A 16803-nucleotide genomic window follows, 5' to 3' on the forward strand; every position below is an offset into this window, starting at 1 on the left:
CGAGGCCGGGCTGCCCCAGGTGAGGCGAACTGCCCCGTGCCGGCCGCGCCAAGTCAGGAGAGCTTGACTTCTCGGACGAAGCGGAGCTGTGCTGTTATGCCTGCGGCGGACACGGACCTGCGCGCGGAGGCGCTCAGTCGTCGCGAGGGCTCGCCGGGCGGCCGCTCGGGTGCTTTGTCGGGCGTTCTTCTGAGCGGTCCGTTGGACGTTCTGTCGGACGCTGGATCCCGAGGCGCCGCAGCTTCCGGTAGAAGGTCGCCCTCGACATGCCCGCCTCGCGCGCGGCCTGCAGCGCGTTCCAGCCGGTGCCCTCGAGCGCCGCGAGCAGCGCGGCGCGCTCGTCCTTCAGGGGGCGCGGCGCGCCGCGGCCGCTGCCTTCCCGCGCGCGGGGCAGATCCACGTCGTCGGGGCCGATCCTGCGGCCGTCACAGAGCACGACCGCCTTCGTGATCACGTTCTCCAGCTCGCGCACGTTGCCCGGCCAGCCGTGCTGGCTGAGGCGCCGCAGCGCCTCGCGGGAGAGCTGCGGGGCCGGGCGGCCGAGCTGCTCGGCGGCGCGGCGCACGAAGTGGAGCGCGAGCTCCGGCAGGTCCTCCAGCCGGTCGCGCAGCGGCGGCAGCTGGATCTGCACCACCGCGACGCGGTAGTAGAGGTCCTCGCGGAAGCGCCCGCGCGCGGTCTCGGCGAGCAGATCGCGGTTCGTGGCGCAGACGAGGCGGAAATCCACGCGCACGGCCTCGGCGCTGCCGACCGGGCGCACCTCTCGCTCCTGGAGCACCCGGAGCAGCTTCGCCTGCACCTCGAGCGGCATCTCGCCCAGCTCGTCGAGGAACAGCGTGCCGCCGCGCGCCGCGACAACGAGCCCGGTCCGGTCCCGGTCGGCCCCCGTGAAGGCGCCGCGGACGTGCCCGAAGAGCTCCGACTCGAGCAGCGCGGCGGGGAGCGCGGCGCAGTTGATCCCCATGAACGGGCCGCTCTTGCGCGGGCCGGCGAAGTGGATGGCGCGCGCGACGAGCTCCTTGCCGGTGCCGCTCTCGCCGGTCACGAGCACGCTGACCGGCGTGTCGACAACGCGGTCGAGCGTCGCGAACACGGCGCGGAGCGCGGGGCCGCGCCCCACGATGGCGCCGTAGTCGTAGCGGTGCTCCAGGGCCTGCTGGCGGACGAGCACCTCTTCTTGCAGCCGGTCGATCTCGGCGGCCTGGCCGCGCAGGAGCTCCTCGACGCGGCGCCGCTCGGCCTCGAGCTCCACGGTGCGGCGGCGCAGGTCGTCGACGAGCCGCGCGTTGCGCAGCGCGAGCGCGACCTGATCGGCGAAGGCGAGGAGCAGGTCGACGTCGTCGGGGGCGAAGCGTGCGCGCCGGAAGCGGTTGTCGAGGTAGAGCGCGCCGAGCACGCCGTCCGGCGAGCGGATCGGCACGGCGATCACCGACCGGAGCCGCATGGCGTGCACCGACGCGTGCTCGCGGAACCGCGGGTCGTCCTGCGCGTCCACGGTGACCACGGGCTCCTGCGTCGCGATGGCGCGCTCGGCGATGCTGTAGCTGAACTTGAGGTGGCTCCTGCCGACCTTCTCGCGGTCGACGTTGCGCGCGACCGTGACGCGGAGCTCGCCGCCCGGCTGCTCGAGCAGCAGGAACCCGCGCTCCGCGGCCGTGAGGTCGATCGCGGCGTCCATGGCCATCGCGAGGATGTCGGCGATCTCGACGGATGAGTTGAGCTTTCGGAACATCGCGAGGAGCCGCTCGAGCTTGGCCGCGCGCTCCGCCGCCGGCTGCGTCTGGGCGCCGGCGGCCCCGGGCGGCGCAGCTGCCTCGGCCGGCGCGGGCCGGGCGGCGCGGCGGCGGGGGTGCATCCAGAAGGCGTGCTGGAGCGCTTCCGGGAGCGAGCGCGCCATGGTGGTCCACGCGGCGGTCGCGCGCTCCCGCTGCGCCGCTGCGACCTCGGGCTCGCCCGCGAGCTCCTCGGCGTCGGCGAGCGCGAGGCGGACGTCCGCGACGAGGTCGGGCTGGGCCGCGCGCTCGGCGAGGCCGAGGGCGCTCTCGAGGAGCTCCTGGGCCGCGGCGAGGTCCTGACCGGGGTTGGGCTGACCGGGGTTGAGGCCGGCCTGACCGGGGTTGGGCCCACCCAGGTTGGGGTTGGCGCCGCCCTGACCGGGGTTGAGGCCGGCCTGACCGGGGTTGGGCCCACCCAGGTTGGGGTTGGCGCCGCCCTGACCGAGGTTGCCGTCGCCCTCGCCGTCGAGCAGCGCGAGCCGCCCCTCGAGCAGCGCCGCGCGCGCGCCGAGGTCGGGCGCCTCCCGGACCGCCCCGTGCTCGCGCGCCCGGGCCAGCGCGGCGCGCGCGTCGCCCAGCGCGCCCCGCGCGAGGTGCGCCCGGCAGAGCTCCAGCTCCTCCTCCACGACCTCGCGCTGCGCGCCCTGCGCCTCGAAGCCCCCCCGCGACCGCTCGAAGCAGCGCGCCGCCTCCTCGGCGTCGCCCGCCGCGAGCGCGCAATCCCCGAGGACCGACGCCGCGGCCGCCGCGAAGAACGGGGCCCCCCGCCGCGCGGCCTCCGCTTCCACCCGCGACGCCACGCGCGCGGCCCGCTCGAACGCCCCCACGTCTGCCCAGAGCTTCGCCAGATCGAAGTCGAGCACGAGGACCAGGTCCGCCTGGCCCAGGGCCGAGGCGAGCCGCGCCCCGCGCTCGTAAGCGGCGAGCGCCTCGCCCAGCTCACCCGACTGGTGGCACGCCGTACCCACGTTGAGGCTGCAGCGCGCGACAAGGTCGCCGAGGCCGTGCTCCTCCGCCGTGGCGAGCGCCTGCCGGTAGCCGGCGAGCGCCGCCTCGACCTCCCCCGCGCGGAAGGCGTCGATCGCCTGGTACGACAGCGCCCGCACGAGCGCCCGCGGCGCGCGCCGGTCGCGGTGCAGCCCGGCGGCGAGCCCGAGGTGCAGCCCGGCGAGCCGCCGCTCGCCCAGGTAGCTCGCCGCGACGCCGACGTCCTCGTGCAGGCTCGCCAGCACCTCCGGGTCGTCGCACAAGGCGAGCGCCGGCTCGGCGCGGGCCCGCGCCTCCGCGTGGGACCCGAGCCGCAGCAGCGCCCGGCCCGCGAGGTCGGCGAGGCCCGCGCGCTCGCGCGGGCTGAACGGCGACGACGGCGACGCCTCCCCGCAGGCCTGCTCCGCCTCGTCGATCCGCGCGAGCGCCGCCGTCGGATCGCCCAGCTCGAGCAGGCACGCGCCCAGCCGGACGAGCGCCTGCCCCCGCCGCGCCCCGAGCGCGGCGGCCTGTCCCTCCGCGAGCAGCTGCTCCAGCGCCTCGCGGGCCCGCGCCGCGCGGCCCCCGCGCTGCAGCGTGGACGCGATCTCCAGCCGCGTCTCCGCCGCCGTCGCCGTCTCGAGCAGCGCCTCGGCCGCCGCGGCCCACGCCCCCGGGTCCGCCTCGCGCTCGGCGCGGCGCGCGAGGAACAGGCGCTCGGCGGCCGCCGCGTCGCCCGACAGCGCGAGGTGCAGCGCCTGCTGCTCGACCCGCGCCGGGAACGCCGCCGCCGCCCGCGCGTGCGCCGCGCGGACCGCCTCGCCGCCGAGCGCCGCCAGCAGGGCGGCGCTCGGCCCGGCGCGCGTCAGCGTCCAGCCCCCTGCGGCGCGCGCGGCCACGCCGCGGGCGGCGAGCTCGGCCAGGTGCGCGACCGGCAGCCCGAGCGACGGCAGCTCCTCGTCGGCGACCGCGCCGCCCTGCACGGCCAGCGTGGCCACGGCGTCGCGCAGCGGCCGCCCCAGCCCCCGCAGCCGCAGCGCGTAGCGCGCGCTCGCCCCGGGCGTCGTCGCGTCGAGCCCCGCGATGTCCCCGCTCTCCGCGAGCCGCCCGGCGATCACCACGAGGTCGGCGGGCCACCCGGCGCTCGCCCGCAGCACAACCTCGGTCGCGTCGCCCAGCCCGATGTCGTCCATCCAGCGTTGCACCGCCTCGCGCCCGAGCGGCGGCAGCGCCACCTCGCGGGCGCTCCGCCCCGCCTCGGCGGCCACGGCGGCGAGCGGCGCCCGGCCGCCGCCGTGCGGGATGCGCTCGGCCGCCAGGACCAGCACCGGATCGTCGGGGCCCAGCAGCCGGACCAGCGCCTCGAGCATCTCCCGGTCCGCCCCGGTCACCTCGTCGGCGTCGTCGAGCACGAGCACGAGCGGCTCTGCCCCCGTGCCTGCCCGCGCGCGCGTGAGGCGCTCGTGCGCGCGCAGGGCGCCGAGCGCGCCGGCGGGGAGCGCCTCCTCGCCGGTCGCCCGGCCGAGCATCGAGGCCACCGGCGCGCCGGCCCGCGCGAACCCCTCCACGGCTTCCATCCTGAGCTCGGCGCTCCACTTCGCCTCGCGCAGCAGGCGGCTCTTCCCGCAGCCGGGCTCCCCGGCGATCACGCAGAGGCGCGGCCCGCTCTCCCCGCGCTCGAGCGCGGTGATCGCCTCGGCGACGGCGCGCAGCTCGGCGTCGCGGCCGACGAGGTGGGGCGGCTCCGGCGGCGGCGGGGCCAGGGCGCGCGGCGACGCGCCCACCCAGTCGAGCGCCTCGCCCGCGTCGGCCGGGCGGTCGCGCGGCTCGGGCCGGACGAGGCGCTCGACGAGCGCGGCGGCCGCCTCCGGCAGCGGCTCCGCGAGCAGCGGGGCGATCGCGCCGAGGGTGCGGCCGAGCGAGAACAGGTCCGCGCGGCCGTCGGCCGGCTCGCCGCGGATCACCTCCGGCGCGACGAAGCCCTGGGTGCCGGAGACGCCGTCATCGGTCCTCCCGCCGACCCGCGCCGCGCACGACAGGTCGATCAGGACCGCGCGCCCCGACGCGCCGACGAGGATGTTGGCCGGCTTCACGTCGCCGTGCCGGATGCGCGCCCGGTGGAGGAAGCGCAGGGCGTCGAGCACGTCGACGATCGCGGCCCGCACCTCCTCGAAGCGCCGGCCTGTCACGTACTCGTCGAGCGGCGCACCGAGCACCGCCTCCGACGTGAAGTAGAAGCGCGCCTCTCCGGTCTCCCGGAGCATGCCGAAGTCGTGCACCCGGACGAGGTGCGGATGGAACAGGCCCGCCAGCATCCTGAACTCGCCGCGGAGCGCCGCCCGCTCCGCGGTGCGCGCGCGCCGGAGCAGCTTGAGACAGAGATCGCGCCCGAGCGCCTCGTCGCGCGCGAGCCACGCCGTCGCAAGGCCCCCTCGCCCCAGGGGGCGGAGCAGGCGGTAGCGGCGGGCGACAAGCGTCCCCTCGGCTGGGATCATCCGCACAGTGTCTCACGGATGTGCCATCTGAGACAATGAGACAGTCAACGAGACATCTGTGCCTGATGTTTCACGATGATTTCTGCCGTTTTTCCGTCGTAACCGTGTTCGGCATCGTGTTTGCTGAGGGGGCAAGCATGGCGATGCGGACGACAGGCAGACACGGGGACCGGCGGGGCGCGGTCGTCTCGGCGCTCCTCGCGCTGCTCCTCGGCGGCTGTGTCGTGAGCCCGCAGCCGAGCCCGCCTGTCCACGAGCCGATCCTGGACGGGGGGCTCGTCGGCGTCTCGGGCGAGGTCATGCTGCTGGCCGACCAGATCTCGCTCCTGGGCCAGGCGGGCGCGGTCACGCCGGCGGGCGGCGTGATCGTGGTGACGAACCTCGACACCCTCGACGCGCCGGTGCTCGCCGACGTGAACCCCGACGGGAGCTTCGTCGCCACCTTGATCGCCCGGACGGAGCAGGTCCTGCGGATGCAGGTGAAGCAGGGCGAGCTCCGGTCCGCGCCGGCGGATCTGCTGCTCGCGGGGTCGCCCATCAGCGGGACCCACAAGACGCTCGAGCACCTGCTGTGCCTCGAGATCGAGCCGGCCGCCTGGGTCTCGTTCGAGGGCGCCGGCGGCGCGCGCGACGTGGTCGTCCGCAACACGTGCGCCGGCGACGTGTCCATCGACGCGCCGCGCCTGCGCCGCGGCGATGCGCCGTTCAGCGTCAGCCCGGAGGCGCCGTTCGTGGTGCCGGCGGGCGGGTCCACCGTCATCACCGTGCGCGCGGACGGCGGCGGGGACGAGCTCGAGGACGTGCTCTTCCTCGACGTCACGGCGCCCGAGCCCGGGCGCCGCGCGCTGACGCTCACGCTCCCCGACTGAGCGGTCGGGGGAGCGATCCACGGATCACGCGCCGCGCCTGTGCGCGGCGCAAGAGCGCCCTTCCTCACGAGGGGCTCGTGCATGTCGTTCGCCTCGCCGGTGACGGCGAGGCCATGTTGGAGGAACATCATGAACGTTCAGAATCGCATCAAGAGCAGCCGTATCGGTTCCGTTCTCTGGCTCGCGCTGTCGATGATCCCGCTCGCTGTGGGCTGTCAGGTCGAGATGACCGGCGACAACACCGGCTCCGACTCCGACGAGGTGCGGGGCGGCAGCCGTGCCTGCGGCGGTCTCCTCGGCCTCGAGTGCAAGAAGGGCTTCTTCTGCGACTACGAGCTCGAGGCCATGTGCGGCGCGGCCGATCAGACGGGCACCTGCGAGCGCATGCCGGAGGCGTGCACGGAGGAGTACAAACCGGTCTGCGGCTGTGACGGCAAGACGTATGGCAACGAGTGCGCCGCGAACTCGGCGGGCGTGTCGATCTCGTCGCGCGGCGAGTGCAAGCCGCCCCCGGAGCAGCAGTGCGGCGGCATCGCGGGCTTCGCGTGCGACCCCGGGTTCTTCTGCGACTATGCGCCCGACGCCATGTGCGGCGCGGCCGATCAGATGGGCAGCTGTGCGCCCATCCCGGAGGTGTGCACGAAGGAGTACAACCCCGTCTGCGGCTGCGACGGCAACACCTACAGCACCGCGTGCGTCGCGAACGCGGCGGGCGTCTCGGTCGCGTCGCCCGGCGAGTGCGAGAAGGCTCCGGGAGCGGTGTGCGGCACCCGCGGCGCCGAGGCGTGCGGGCCCGGGCTCTTCTGCAGCTTCCCGCCCGAGGCCGAGTGCGGGATCTCCGACAAGCCGGGCACCTGCGCGCCCATGCCGGAGGCGTGCACGTTCCAGTACGATCCGGTCTGCGGCTGCGACGGCAAGACGTACGGCAACGCGTGCTCCGCTGCCTCGGCGGGCATGTCGGTGGCGTCGCGCGGCGAGTGCGAGAAGGCTCCGGAGCAGCACTGCGGCGGCATCGCGGGCCTCGCGTGCGACCGCGGGGAGTTCTGCAACTACAGCCTGGAGGCCCTCTGCGGCGCGGCCGATCAGACGGGCGTCTGCGAGACCCTCCCGGAGGTATGCACGGAGGACTACACCCCGGTCTGCGGCTGCGACGACAAGACGTACAGCAACGCGTGCAACGCGCACGCGGCGGGCGTGTCGGTGGCGCTGCTCGGCGAGTGCCCTGAGCGCCAGTGAGAGAGCGCCGATAGCGGCCGGCCGCGCCGCGCTTCCCGTGACGCCGACGCGGCAGGTCCTGTGTCTCTTCCTTCGCGGGGCTCTCCGGCAGAGCCCCGTCCCCGCCTGATCGGGGAACGCCGGACCGGTCTGGGCGATTGAACCGGGGGGGCGCGCGGCGTATGCCTGCGTTGCCCTCCTTCTCCCATGCATCCCGTGCAGACCTCGTCCTCGCCACCGCCCCGGTCGCTGCGCCTCGGGCTGGTCTGGCTGATGGCGGCGGCCTCCGGCGCCACCGTCGCGAACCTCTATTACAACCAGCCGCTGCTCGGGGACATCGGCCGGGAGCTCGGCGCTTCGGGCGGCTCGCTCGGGCTCGTGCCCACGATGACGCAGGTGGGTTACGCGGCGGGGATGCTCCTGCTCGTGCCGCTCGGCGACAGCCACGAGCGGCGGCGGCTCATCGTCGTCATGGCGGCGCTGGCGAGCCTCGCGCTGCTCGGCGCGGCGCTCGCGCCGGATCTGCCGTGGCTCATCGCGGCGAGCTTCGCGGTGGGCATCACCAGCGTTGTGCCCCAGCTGCTCTTGCCGTTCGCGGCGCAGCTCGCGCCGGACGAGCAGCGCGGGCGCGTGGTGGGGATGGTGATGAGCGGTTTGCTCATCGGCATCCTCCTGTCGCGCACGGTGGCCGGCTTCGTCGGCACGCAGCTCGGCTGGCGCGCGATGTTCTGGGTGGCGGCGGGGCTGATGCTCGCGCAGGGCCCGATATTGCGCCTGGCCTTGCCGGCGCAGCCGCCGGTCGCGGCGATGTCGTATCCGGAGCTCCTGCGCTCGCTCGGGCGCCTTGCCCGGACCGAGCCCGTGCTGCGGCTGCACTCCGCGCTCGGCGCGCTCACATTCGGCGCCTTCAGCGCGTTCTGGGCGACGCTCGCGCTCTATCTCCAGAGCATGCCCGAGCGCCACGGCCCGCAGGTCGCGGGCCTCTTCGGCCTCGTGGGCGTGGCCGGCGCCGCCGCGGCGCCGCTCGTGGGCCGGTACGCGGACGTGCGCGGCGATCGCTGGATCAACGCCCTCGCGATCGGGGTGCTGCTCGGGTCCTTCGGCGTGCTCTTCGGGCTCGGATCCTGGCTGTGGGGCATCGCGCTCGGCGTGGTGCTGCTCGATCTGGGGGCGCAGGCCAACCAGATCTCGAACCAGGCGCGCGTGTACTCGCTGCGTCCCGAGGCGCGCAGCCGGATGAACACGATCTACATGACCACGTATTTCGTGGGCGGGGCGGCCGGGGCGTGGCTCGGCACGGCGGCCTGGACGCGCTGGGGGTGGCTCGGGGTGTGCGCGGCGGGCGGGGCGATGTCGGCGACGGCGCTGGTCTGGCTGAGGCTCGGGGCGGCGCGGGGCGCGCGCGCTGCGCGCGGAGGGGGAGGGGCTGGCGCGGGCTGAGCAGGCATCGCGGTGACCTGCGCTTCTCCGGGTCGCCGCGGGTGAGGCGGCGGCCGTGACGTCACGGCGTCATCGGCAGCGCGACAAGGATGTTCAGGTTGCACATCTCGTTCTGCGTGCCCCAGCCGGGAAGGACCGGGGCCTCGGCGTCGCGCGTGTCGAAGGTGCATGTCACCTCGAGCGACGAGCTCGGATCGAGCAGCGGCCGCGTGCGGTACCAGTACATGCCCTGCCAGTGGACGTCCCAGTCCTCCACGCGCGCGATGCAGCTCTCCTGCTCTCCCGACGTCACGCGCGTGTCGAAGGTGCGCCCGCGCTCGTGCATGTGCGGCATCACGCCGAGCACCTCGATCGGGGGCAGCGCCGGGTCGAGCGCCAGCTCCGCCCGCGTCCTGCGCCACGTGGTGCTGGCGTCCTTCTGGCCGGGCGGCAGCGAGTCCGGGCCGTCCGGCTCGAAGAGGGTCGTGAGGAAGCCGTCGTCCCCGAGGAACACGGCGCGCCGCTCCACGGTGTCCTCGTAGCGGAGCCGGACGCGCGTCGAGTCCTCGGCTCCGGCGCCCGCGTGATCGTGGATGTTGTAATGCACCTGGACGACGAAATGGTCCTTCGCGCTGACCGGCGCCCCGGTGCCGCCGGGGAACTCGACAACGACCTGTCCGGGCGCCCAGGCGAGCAAGGGCTGGAACGGCATCCCCTCGGCCGGCCCGCCGAAGCACTCCCAGCCGGGCCGGTCCGGCGAGGCGTCGTCGAGCTCCGTCATCAGATCCTGGTTCGTCTTGCCCTCCACCAGGGACGCCTCCGTGGGCGTCACCCGATAGATCGTGACGTGGTGAACGATGGCCCGGACCCCGGGCGTCACCTGATATCCGGTGATGAAGCGGTCGGCGTCGAGGCCTGGGTCCACCTGAAAGCACCTCCACTCGTCGTGCGCCGCGAGGGGGTTCTCGGGGTCGGCCACGGGGGTTATCGGCGGTGTCATGTAGTCGACCCCGCCCTCGAGCGCGGGCGCGGGCGGGGCGGGCGGCGCGCCCGCGGGATCCCCCTCGGCGCGCGCCCCGGTCGCCCAGCGATGGATGATGTCGAGCTCCTCGGCGGTGAGCGTCTCCTCGTCCTCGAAGTCGCCGCACGAGCCGTCGTGCGTCACGAGGAACGGGGGCATATGGCCGCCCTGCACCGCGTCGTCGATCGCGCCGGCGCGCGCCTTCGCCGAGATGTAGTCGTCCAGGCGGAAGGGCGCGAGCCCGCCCTCCTGATGACATGCGGTGCACTTGGACGCCGTGATCGGCGCGACGTCCTGCCAGAACGTCGGCTCCGGCGCCGTCTCCGGCTCCTCTGCCGCGCATCCGAGGGAAAACGCGAGCGGCACGAGGGCCGCGAGGCCGCGCGCGTGGAGGGGCATGGTCGTCGTTCGCATCGATGGCCTCGGGTCGTGCAGCTTCAAGCGGACCTCCCTGGGCTGTGTATAATGTACACAGTTATGTGTGTGGTATACGCAGTTGAGCGATGGCTGTCAAACCAAAGAGGCGTCGAAAGACGGCGACGGAGTACAGCGGGGGCGGCGACGCCGTGCGCAGCCTCGAGCTCCTCTGGGGGGCCAGGAAGCGGCCGAACCGGGGGCCCAAGCCGGGCCTGAGCCTCGATCAGATCGTGCGGGCGGCCATCGAGCTCGCGGACGGCGAGGGGCTCTCGGCGCTGTCGATGCAGCGGGTCGCCGCGAAGCTCGGGTTCACCACGATGTCGCTCTACCGGTACGTGCCGAGCAAGGCCGAGCTCCTGGATCTCATGCTGGACGCCGTGGCGGCGGAGCTGCCCCTCGTCGACGGCGTCCCCGGGGGATGGCGGGCCAAGCTGGAGGCGTCGGCGCTCGCGGACTGGGCGCTCTACCACCGCCACCCGTGGTTCTTGCTCGTGACGCCGGTGCGCCCCGTGATGGGCCCGAACGGGATGGCGGCGTACGACGCGGAGCTCCGCGCGGTCTGCGGGATCGGCCTCACCGACCGCGAGGTGCTCGCCGCCGTCCACCTCGTCGACGGGTACACCCGAGGCGCGGCGAGGCTCTCGGTGGACGCGGTCGAGGCCGAGCACGAGACCGGCGTCACCGACGAGCAGTGGTGGTCCGAGCGCGCGTACTTCTGGGACAGGCTCTTCGACCCGGGCCGCCTCCCGACGATGGCGAAGCTGATGCGCTCGGGCGCCTTCGACGCGCACCCCTTCGCGGAGGACGTCTTCCTGTTCGGCCTGCAGCGCGTGCTCGACGGCATCGAGGCGCTCGTCCGGACGCGCGCCGGCCAGTGTGATGAAAGTCCCGAAGCGTCACGATCCCCGGCGCGCCTCTGTGACGAAACTGCCGACGATGCCTCTCCGCGTGACGAGGGGCCGACGTGCGCGCAGTGCGGCGGCGAGATCGCCCAGCCTGCCACGGGGCGGCCGCGGGCTTACTGCTCGCGGGCTTGCCAGCAGCGCGCGTACCGGGCGCGCAACGCGTCGGACGGACGGTGATCGTCGCCCGTCCGCGCCCGCCGCGCCCCGGTGGCGGGCGCGGCGGCGCCCTCTCAGCGCGCCGCCAGCATCCAGGCCGGCGCCCACCAGTAGCGGTGCAGCAGCCGGCGGTCGACGCGCGCGAAGCCGGCCTCGCGCAGCAGCGCCGCCCAGTCGTCGATGGGGTGCTCGAACGTGGTGCGGGTGGCGCCGCGGTCCGCATAGCCGAAGAGCACCGGCATCAGGAAGCCCTGCGCCACCGTGTCGAGGTCGGCGCCGGCATACTCGGCCAGCCCATCGCGGTAGCGCTCGAGCACGTGCCGCGCGGTGTCCGGCGACAGCGGCTCGTCCATGCGCGGCGCGTCGAACTCGGCGAGGAGCAGCAGATCGCAATGCGCGCGCGCCCAGCGGAGCAGCGCCGGCCTGTCCGCCGGACCGAGCGCGTGCAGGCAGAAGGTCGCCTGCGCCACCGCCCAGCGCCGCGACGCCATGTCGGGGTCGGCGACGAGATCCTGGAGACGCCCTGGGAATGCCTCGAAGTCGACCCCCCGCGCGGAGAGCGCCGCGGCACATCGCTCGAGCAGCGGCGCCGCCGGCTCCACCACGGTTGCCCGCCGCACCGCCGGCGTCAGCGCGGGTAGCAGCGCCATCCCATCGCCGGCGCCTATATCGAGCAGATCGAACGGCGCCTCCGGGTACTCGCTGGCCAGCGCCGCGCTGGTCTCCCGGTAGAGCGGCACGTTGCCGCCCCCGCGGATGAAGGCGGTGAATCCCTCCGCGGACACGTAGACGTTGCGCTTCCCCTCTTGGGCGACCCGCTCGAGGTGCGCCGCGGCCGCATGGAACAAGAGATCCCCCGGCGAGGCCTCGCGGGCGCGCGCGGCGAAGGCCGCGGCGTCCGCGTAGCGCTCGTCGGAGAACGCCAGCATCGCGAGGTAGCCAAGGTCCTCCGGCGACGGCGCGGCGACGGCGGCCGCCGCCTCGTCGAGCCCGGCGGCGCGGTAACGATCCCAGATCCTGTCCAGCATGGCGGAAGCTTACCGTCGCACCGGCGACCTCGTGGGCTGGATTCGGGGCCAATCGAGGCGGAGCCGAGTCGCCGGATCGATCATTCCGCCCGGCGAGCTTACCCGAAACGAGGTTCCCTCCGGCGTGATCCATGAATCCATGGAATCAGCGTCCCCATCCACAGCACGTGGACGGGCTGGCGCTCGGCGGGCGAGGGGACGCCGGCGCCCGCCCGCGACGCGCGCGTGACGCCATGACGGCACCTCGGGGCGGGTCGAATGAACCCCAAGGGTCGTGCCGCTCGCTTCCGCTTGCATCAAATATTTACATCTCGTGCCCTCGGCGCGCGCTCGTATCGCGCCTGATGTGGGGGTGCCGTCATTTGCCCAGAGCGGTTCATATGAAAACAACTCCGACGATCGCCGAGCTCGAGCACGAGATTGCCGCGCTGCGGCAGCGCGTTGCCGAGCTGGAGATCCCCGCGCGCCGCTATCAGGCGCTGCTCGACGGGGGCATCGTGAGCATGATGATCTACGATCGCGAGAGCCGCGCGCTCGAGGTGAATCGCCGGTGGGAGCAGCTCTGGAATCTGCGCCTCGGGGATCTCACCGAGTGGCGGTTGCTGGCGGATGAGCAGGTGTCCGCCAATGGGTCGATGCCCCTCGTCGAGCGGGCGTTCTTGCGGGGCGAGGCCACGGCGTTGCCTACCATACGCTATGATCCGGTCCAGGCGGAACCGCTCCAGGTCGATCCCGGCGGCCAGCCCCGAGATCAGCGCTTCACCACGGGTGACGCTCCGTGCAATTTCCGGATCGAAGTGGCCTGATCATCAAAACGAGAGGCCGGCGCCGAGGTGGAGCGTCCAGGTGACCGCGGGCACCTCGTGAATGAGCTGCGCCGGGCTCTCGAACACGAACGAGCGCCGCACCAGCGAGAACTGCGGTCCACCTTGCACGTCGACGCGCACGAGCGCGCCGGGCGAGACGGTCACGCGCGCGAGGAGCCCGAGGCTGGCCCAGGGCACGGTGACCTCGTTCACCTCGACGATCGTCGCGCCGACCAGCCCGCTGCCGTGGAGAAAGCCGGCCTCGGCGCCCGCGCAGGGCGCGAGCGCGAGCCAGCGCGCCGGGCGGAGGAGGTCCGCGCAGGCGTCGAGCCGGCCGATGCCGCGGGTGAAGCGGGCGCCGCCCGGCCCGGCGTCGACGGCGCCGGAGGCGGCCATCTCGGCCGCGACGCGGAGCGAGGCGCTGACGCCAAGATCGGCGCGCAGCTCGAGGAAGGCCCCCCCGCCGAGGAGGACCTCGGGGGCGACCCCGGTCGCCGCGCTCGCCTGGAGGCCGAGCGTCCACCGGCGCTCCTCCAGCCGCGGCGGAGGCGGTGGCGGGGAGCGCGGGGCGACGGCGGCCGGTGACGCTGGGCGGGCCGGGAGGGCGGCGCGCGGCGGGCTCGCCGGTCGCGCCGCGTCACCGCCGGCGAGAGCCGCCGCCCCGGCGGGGTTTGCAGCCGCGGCGGACCCGGCCGCGGCGCTCGCCGCCCCGGCGGGGTCCGGAACCTCGGACGAGCTCGGCTCCGCGGCCTGCAGCTGCGGGGCGAGGGAAGCGGTGGGGTCGATCCTGAGGGCCGTGATGAGCGCCAGCGCTGCGACGACCTCCGCGCAGGTGGAGCCGCCGACCTCCCGGACACGCGCTCTCTCCTCCCTGCCGAGGGTGATCCGGCCGCGGCTCGCGCCCCCGCTCCGCGTGATGTGCACGCGCACCTCGAGCGCCGCCTCGTCCGGCGCGGCGGCTCGCGCGCGGCTCGTGCGCGCGAGCAGCTCGCGCAGGAACGCCTCGGCGCTGGGACAGCCCTCGTGGGCCTCGTACGAGATGCGCAGGTGCGGGACCTCCGCGCGCGCGTCGGACCCGGCCAGGGCGCCGGCGAGCACGACGGCGGCTGCGAGCCAGCGCGGGTGGAGCACGGCGCTCTCGAACGGTCGCACGGCGGGGCAGGGTACACCGAGCCGCCGTCCGTGGCGGCGTCGATGCGACGGCAAGCGCGACAGGCCGCAGGAAGACGCCGTCCTCTCCCCGGGGCGTTTCCAGCACCTGATCCCACGTCGCCTCAACAATCGCTCGCTCCGGTGAGGCGCTCGAGCCGAGCCTCATGAAAGCAGAGGGCGCCGGCAACCTCCATCCTGTCTCTTCTCTCCTTCATCACGCCTCTGTCCACCAGCGTGCCCTCGTGTCTGGATCTCCTCTCCTGTTCATGTCGCGGCGCCAGAGCCGCGCTGACGAGGGCGGCTGCGCTCTGTGCGCATCACCCTGGCCGCGAGCTCCCCGCCAGCCATGGCCCCTGTTCCGTGCTCCGGCCTGCTGTGGCTGGAGCTGCAGGCCGCGCGCCGCGCAGGCTTGCGATGGGTTTCGAATATTCTGTACAGAGCGGATTGGTGGCGACCGCTGCCGCTCTGCGGCATGCCGCGGCGTTTCGAGGTAGGACCTGCGCGGGACACCGCCTCCGGAGGGAAAGCGCTGCCGTTCGATCGGCTCACGGTTTTACCGAAAGTGGCCGGCGGCGCGTGAATAGAGCATCCTCTCTGCGCCATGTCTGTTTTATTACAGCCGAGCGCCTCGCCCGAGCCCGGCATGAAGGAGGCGCTCCGCCAGAGCGAGGAGCGCTTCCGGCTGCTCGTCGAGAGCGTGAAGGACTACGCGATCTTCATGCTCGATCCGCAGGGCGTCGTCACGTCCTGGAACCTCGGGGCGGAGGAGCTCAAGGGCTACAAGGCCGACGAGATCCTCGGCCAGCATTTCTCGCGGTTCTACCAGGAGGCGGACGTCCGCGCCGGCAAATGCGCCTGGGAGCTCGCGACCGCCGAGCGCGATGGGCGGGTAGAGGATGAGGGATGGCGCATCCGCAAGGATGGCACGCGGTTCTGGGCCAGCGTCGTCATCACGGCGCTCCGCGGCCCGGGCGGGGAGCTCGTCGGGTTCGCGAAGGTCACGAGGGACCTCACCGAGCGGCGCCGCGCCGAGGAGGAGCGCCTCCGCCTCGCGCAGGAGCAGGAGGCGAATCGCATGAAGGACGAGTTCCTCGCGACGGTCTCGCACGAGCTCAGGACGCCGCTCAACGCGATCCTCGGGTGGTCGTCGCTCCTGTGCGACAGCGTGACCGACCCCGCGACCGCGAAGGCCCTCGAGACGATCCGGCGAAACGCGCAGGCGCAGGCCAGGATCGTGGAGGACGTGCTCGACGTCTCGCGCATCATCACCGGCAAGATGCGCATCGAGACCAGGCCGATGAGCCTCGCGGCCGTCGTGACCGAGGCGCTCGAGGTCGTCCGACCGGCCGCGCAGGCGAAGAGCATCGAGCTCTCGGTGCAGGGCGCCGAGCGCCCCCTCCTGCTCCTCGGGGACCCGACGCGGCTCCAGCAGGTGATGTGGAACCTCCTGTCCAACGCGGTGAAGTTCGCCGAGACGGGGGGACATGTCCGCGTGCGCCTCGAGCAGGTCGGGTCGAGCATCGACCTCGCCGTGCACGACGACGGACGCGGAATCGAGCCCGCGATGATCCCCCACGTGTTCGAGCGGTTCTGGCAGGCCGACAGCTCGATCACCCGCAGGCTAGGCGGGCTGGGGCTCGGGCTGTCGATCGTCCGCCACATCGTCGAGCTCCACGGTGGCACCGTCTCGGCCCAGAGCGCCGGGCTGGGCCAGGGGGCGAGCTTCTTCGTCACGCTGCCCGTGCGGGAGACGGCGCCCGTCGCCGAGCAGGGCCCGAACACCGTTGCCGGGGCGGCCGCTCGGCAGGCAGCGCGAGAGCAGCTGGACGGCCTCCGCGTGCTCGTCGTGGACGACGAGCCGGACGCGCGCGAGCTCGTCAACGCCGTGCTCTGCCAGAGCGGGGCGGAGGTGCACGTCGCGGGCTCCGCGTCCGAAGCGCTCGGCGCGCTCGCCGCGGCGAGGCCGCACGTCATCGTGAGCGACATCGGCATGGCCGAGCAAGACGGCTACGCGTTCCTGCGGAGCGTGCGGGCGATGTCGCGGGACGCCGGGGGGGAGACGCCGGCGATCGCGCTCACGGCCTACACGGGCGGCGCGAGCCAGCGGCTCGCCTTCGAGGCGGGCTACGACGAGCACCTCGGAAAGCCGGTCAACCCGGAGGACCTGGTGAGGCTCGTCCGGAAGCTCGGGCATCGCGGGCCCTAGCCGGAGCTGTCGCGCGCGGGTATCGCCGAGCAACGCCGTGACGGTCGGCCGGTAGACGTCGAGGGGGATGCGGGGATCGAGCGCGATATCGCCGACGACCGCCGGCGTCCGATTCTGCATCACCCACCCGCTGACGCAGCTCGACATCGGGAATCGTCTTCCCTGCCAGAGCGAGGAAATCGCATCTTCCTGGGCATCATGGCAGAGCTCACCGTCGCGGAGGACGAGCGACGCACCGTCGGCGCCGGTGAGCTCCCTGACGGCTCGGGCTGCGATTGTCAGACGCGATCCATTGAATGGTATTTGTCCTTGGAGTTCGCTCACGGAACGTGCTATCGTGTCAAGTCAGCCTTCTTGATTCAAGAGTCCACCG

Annotated in this window: 10 protein-coding genes; 6 read left to right on the top strand and 4 right to left on the bottom strand. The window is 73.8% G+C overall.

The window, feature by feature from the left end:
* Positions 1-133: 133 nt before the first annotated feature.
* Entirely contained in the window at positions 134-5236 is a 5103-nt protein-coding gene (locus tag WMF28_RS12645) for a sigma 54-interacting transcriptional regulator (RefSeq protein ID WP_437602443.1), read from the bottom strand.
* A gap of 143 nt (positions 5237-5379) precedes the next feature.
* On the opposite strand from WMF28_RS12645, the gene WMF28_RS12650 reads away from it, so the two are divergent.
* The 3 genes from WMF28_RS12650 (at position 5380) to WMF28_RS12660 (ending at position 8760) form a co-directional block, all read left to right on the top strand.
* Positions 5380-6105, top strand: a complete 726-nt coding sequence (locus WMF28_RS12650) for a hypothetical protein (RefSeq protein WP_437602444.1) — start codon at positions 5380-5382, stop codon at positions 6103-6105.
* A 129-nt stretch (positions 6106-6234) separates the two neighbouring features.
* Entirely contained in the window at positions 6235-7341 is a 1107-nt protein-coding gene (locus WMF28_RS12655; protein ID WP_437602445.1) for a Kazal-type serine protease inhibitor family protein, read from the top strand.
* Positions 7342-7536: 195 nt separating this feature from the next.
* Positions 7537-8760: an MFS transporter gene (locus tag WMF28_RS12660; RefSeq protein WP_437604250.1), complete on the top strand. Its 1224-nt coding sequence runs from the start codon at positions 7537-7539 to the stop codon at positions 8758-8760.
* A 61-nt stretch (positions 8761-8821) separates the two neighbouring features.
* On the opposite strand, the gene WMF28_RS12665 is transcribed toward WMF28_RS12660, so the two are convergent.
* On the bottom strand, positions 8822-10174 hold the full coding sequence (locus tag WMF28_RS12665; RefSeq protein ID WP_437602446.1) for a hypothetical protein: 1353 nt from the start codon (positions 10172-10174) through the stop codon (positions 8822-8824).
* 89 nt (positions 10175-10263) lie between these two features.
* Here WMF28_RS12665 and WMF28_RS12670 point away from each other — a divergent pair, with 89 nt between their 5' ends.
* Complete coding sequence (locus tag WMF28_RS12670) at positions 10264-11259, top strand: TetR/AcrR family transcriptional regulator (protein WP_437602447.1); 996 nt, start codon at positions 10264-10266, stop codon at positions 11257-11259.
* A 53-nt stretch (positions 11260-11312) separates the two neighbouring features.
* Here the strand turns inward: WMF28_RS12670 and WMF28_RS12675 are convergent, their stop codons facing one another.
* Positions 11313-12266, bottom strand: a complete 954-nt coding sequence (locus WMF28_RS12675; protein WP_437602448.1) for a class I SAM-dependent methyltransferase — start codon at positions 12264-12266, stop codon at positions 11313-11315.
* 362 nt (positions 12267-12628) lie between these two features.
* On the opposite strand from WMF28_RS12675, the gene WMF28_RS12680 reads away from it, so the two are divergent.
* Positions 12629-13072: a hypothetical protein gene (locus WMF28_RS12680; RefSeq protein WP_437602449.1), complete on the top strand. Its 444-nt coding sequence runs from the start codon at positions 12629-12631 to the stop codon at positions 13070-13072.
* Between the two features lie 3 nt (positions 13073-13075).
* Here the strand turns inward: WMF28_RS12680 and WMF28_RS12685 are convergent, their stop codons facing one another.
* Positions 13076-14224 carry a hypothetical protein gene (locus WMF28_RS12685; RefSeq protein ID WP_437602450.1) on the bottom strand — a complete coding sequence of 383 codons (1149 nt, stop codon included), beginning with the start codon at positions 14222-14224 and terminating at the stop codon, positions 13076-13078.
* Positions 14225-14825: 601 nt separating this feature from the next.
* Here WMF28_RS12685 and WMF28_RS12690 point away from each other — a divergent pair.
* Positions 14826-16430 carry a hybrid sensor histidine kinase/response regulator gene (locus WMF28_RS12690; protein ID WP_437602451.1) on the top strand — a complete coding sequence of 535 codons (1605 nt, stop codon included), beginning with the start codon at positions 14826-14828 and terminating at the stop codon, positions 16428-16430.
* Positions 16431-16803 lie beyond the last annotated feature (373 nt).

Source organism: Sorangium sp. So ce590, assembly GCF_051521365.1.
In the GTDB taxonomy this organism is placed as follows: domain Bacteria; phylum Myxococcota_A; class Polyangia; order Polyangiales; family Polyangiaceae; genus Sorangium.

Coding starts and splice junctions, on each gene's coding strand:
- WMF28_RS12675 (WP_437602448.1), bottom strand. CDS start 12,266: ATGCTGGACAGGATCTGGGATCGTTACCGCGCCGCCGGGCTCGACGAG.
- WMF28_RS12670 (WP_437602447.1), top strand. CDS start 10,264: ATGGCTGTCAAACCAAAGAGGCGTCGAAAGACGGCGACGGAGTACAGC.
- WMF28_RS12690 (WP_437602451.1), top strand. CDS start 14,826: ATGTCTGTTTTATTACAGCCGAGCGCCTCGCCCGAGCCCGGCATGAAG.
- WMF28_RS12655 (WP_437602445.1), top strand. CDS start 6,235: ATGAACGTTCAGAATCGCATCAAGAGCAGCCGTATCGGTTCCGTTCTC.
- WMF28_RS12645 (WP_437602443.1), bottom strand. CDS start 5,236: ATGATCCCAGCCGAGGGGACGCTTGTCGCCCGCCGCTACCGCCTGCTC.
- WMF28_RS12650 (WP_437602444.1), top strand. CDS start 5,380: ATGCGGACGACAGGCAGACACGGGGACCGGCGGGGCGCGGTCGTCTCG.
- WMF28_RS12665 (WP_437602446.1), bottom strand. CDS start 10,174: ATGCGAACGACGACCATGCCCCTCCACGCGCGCGGCCTCGCGGCCCTC.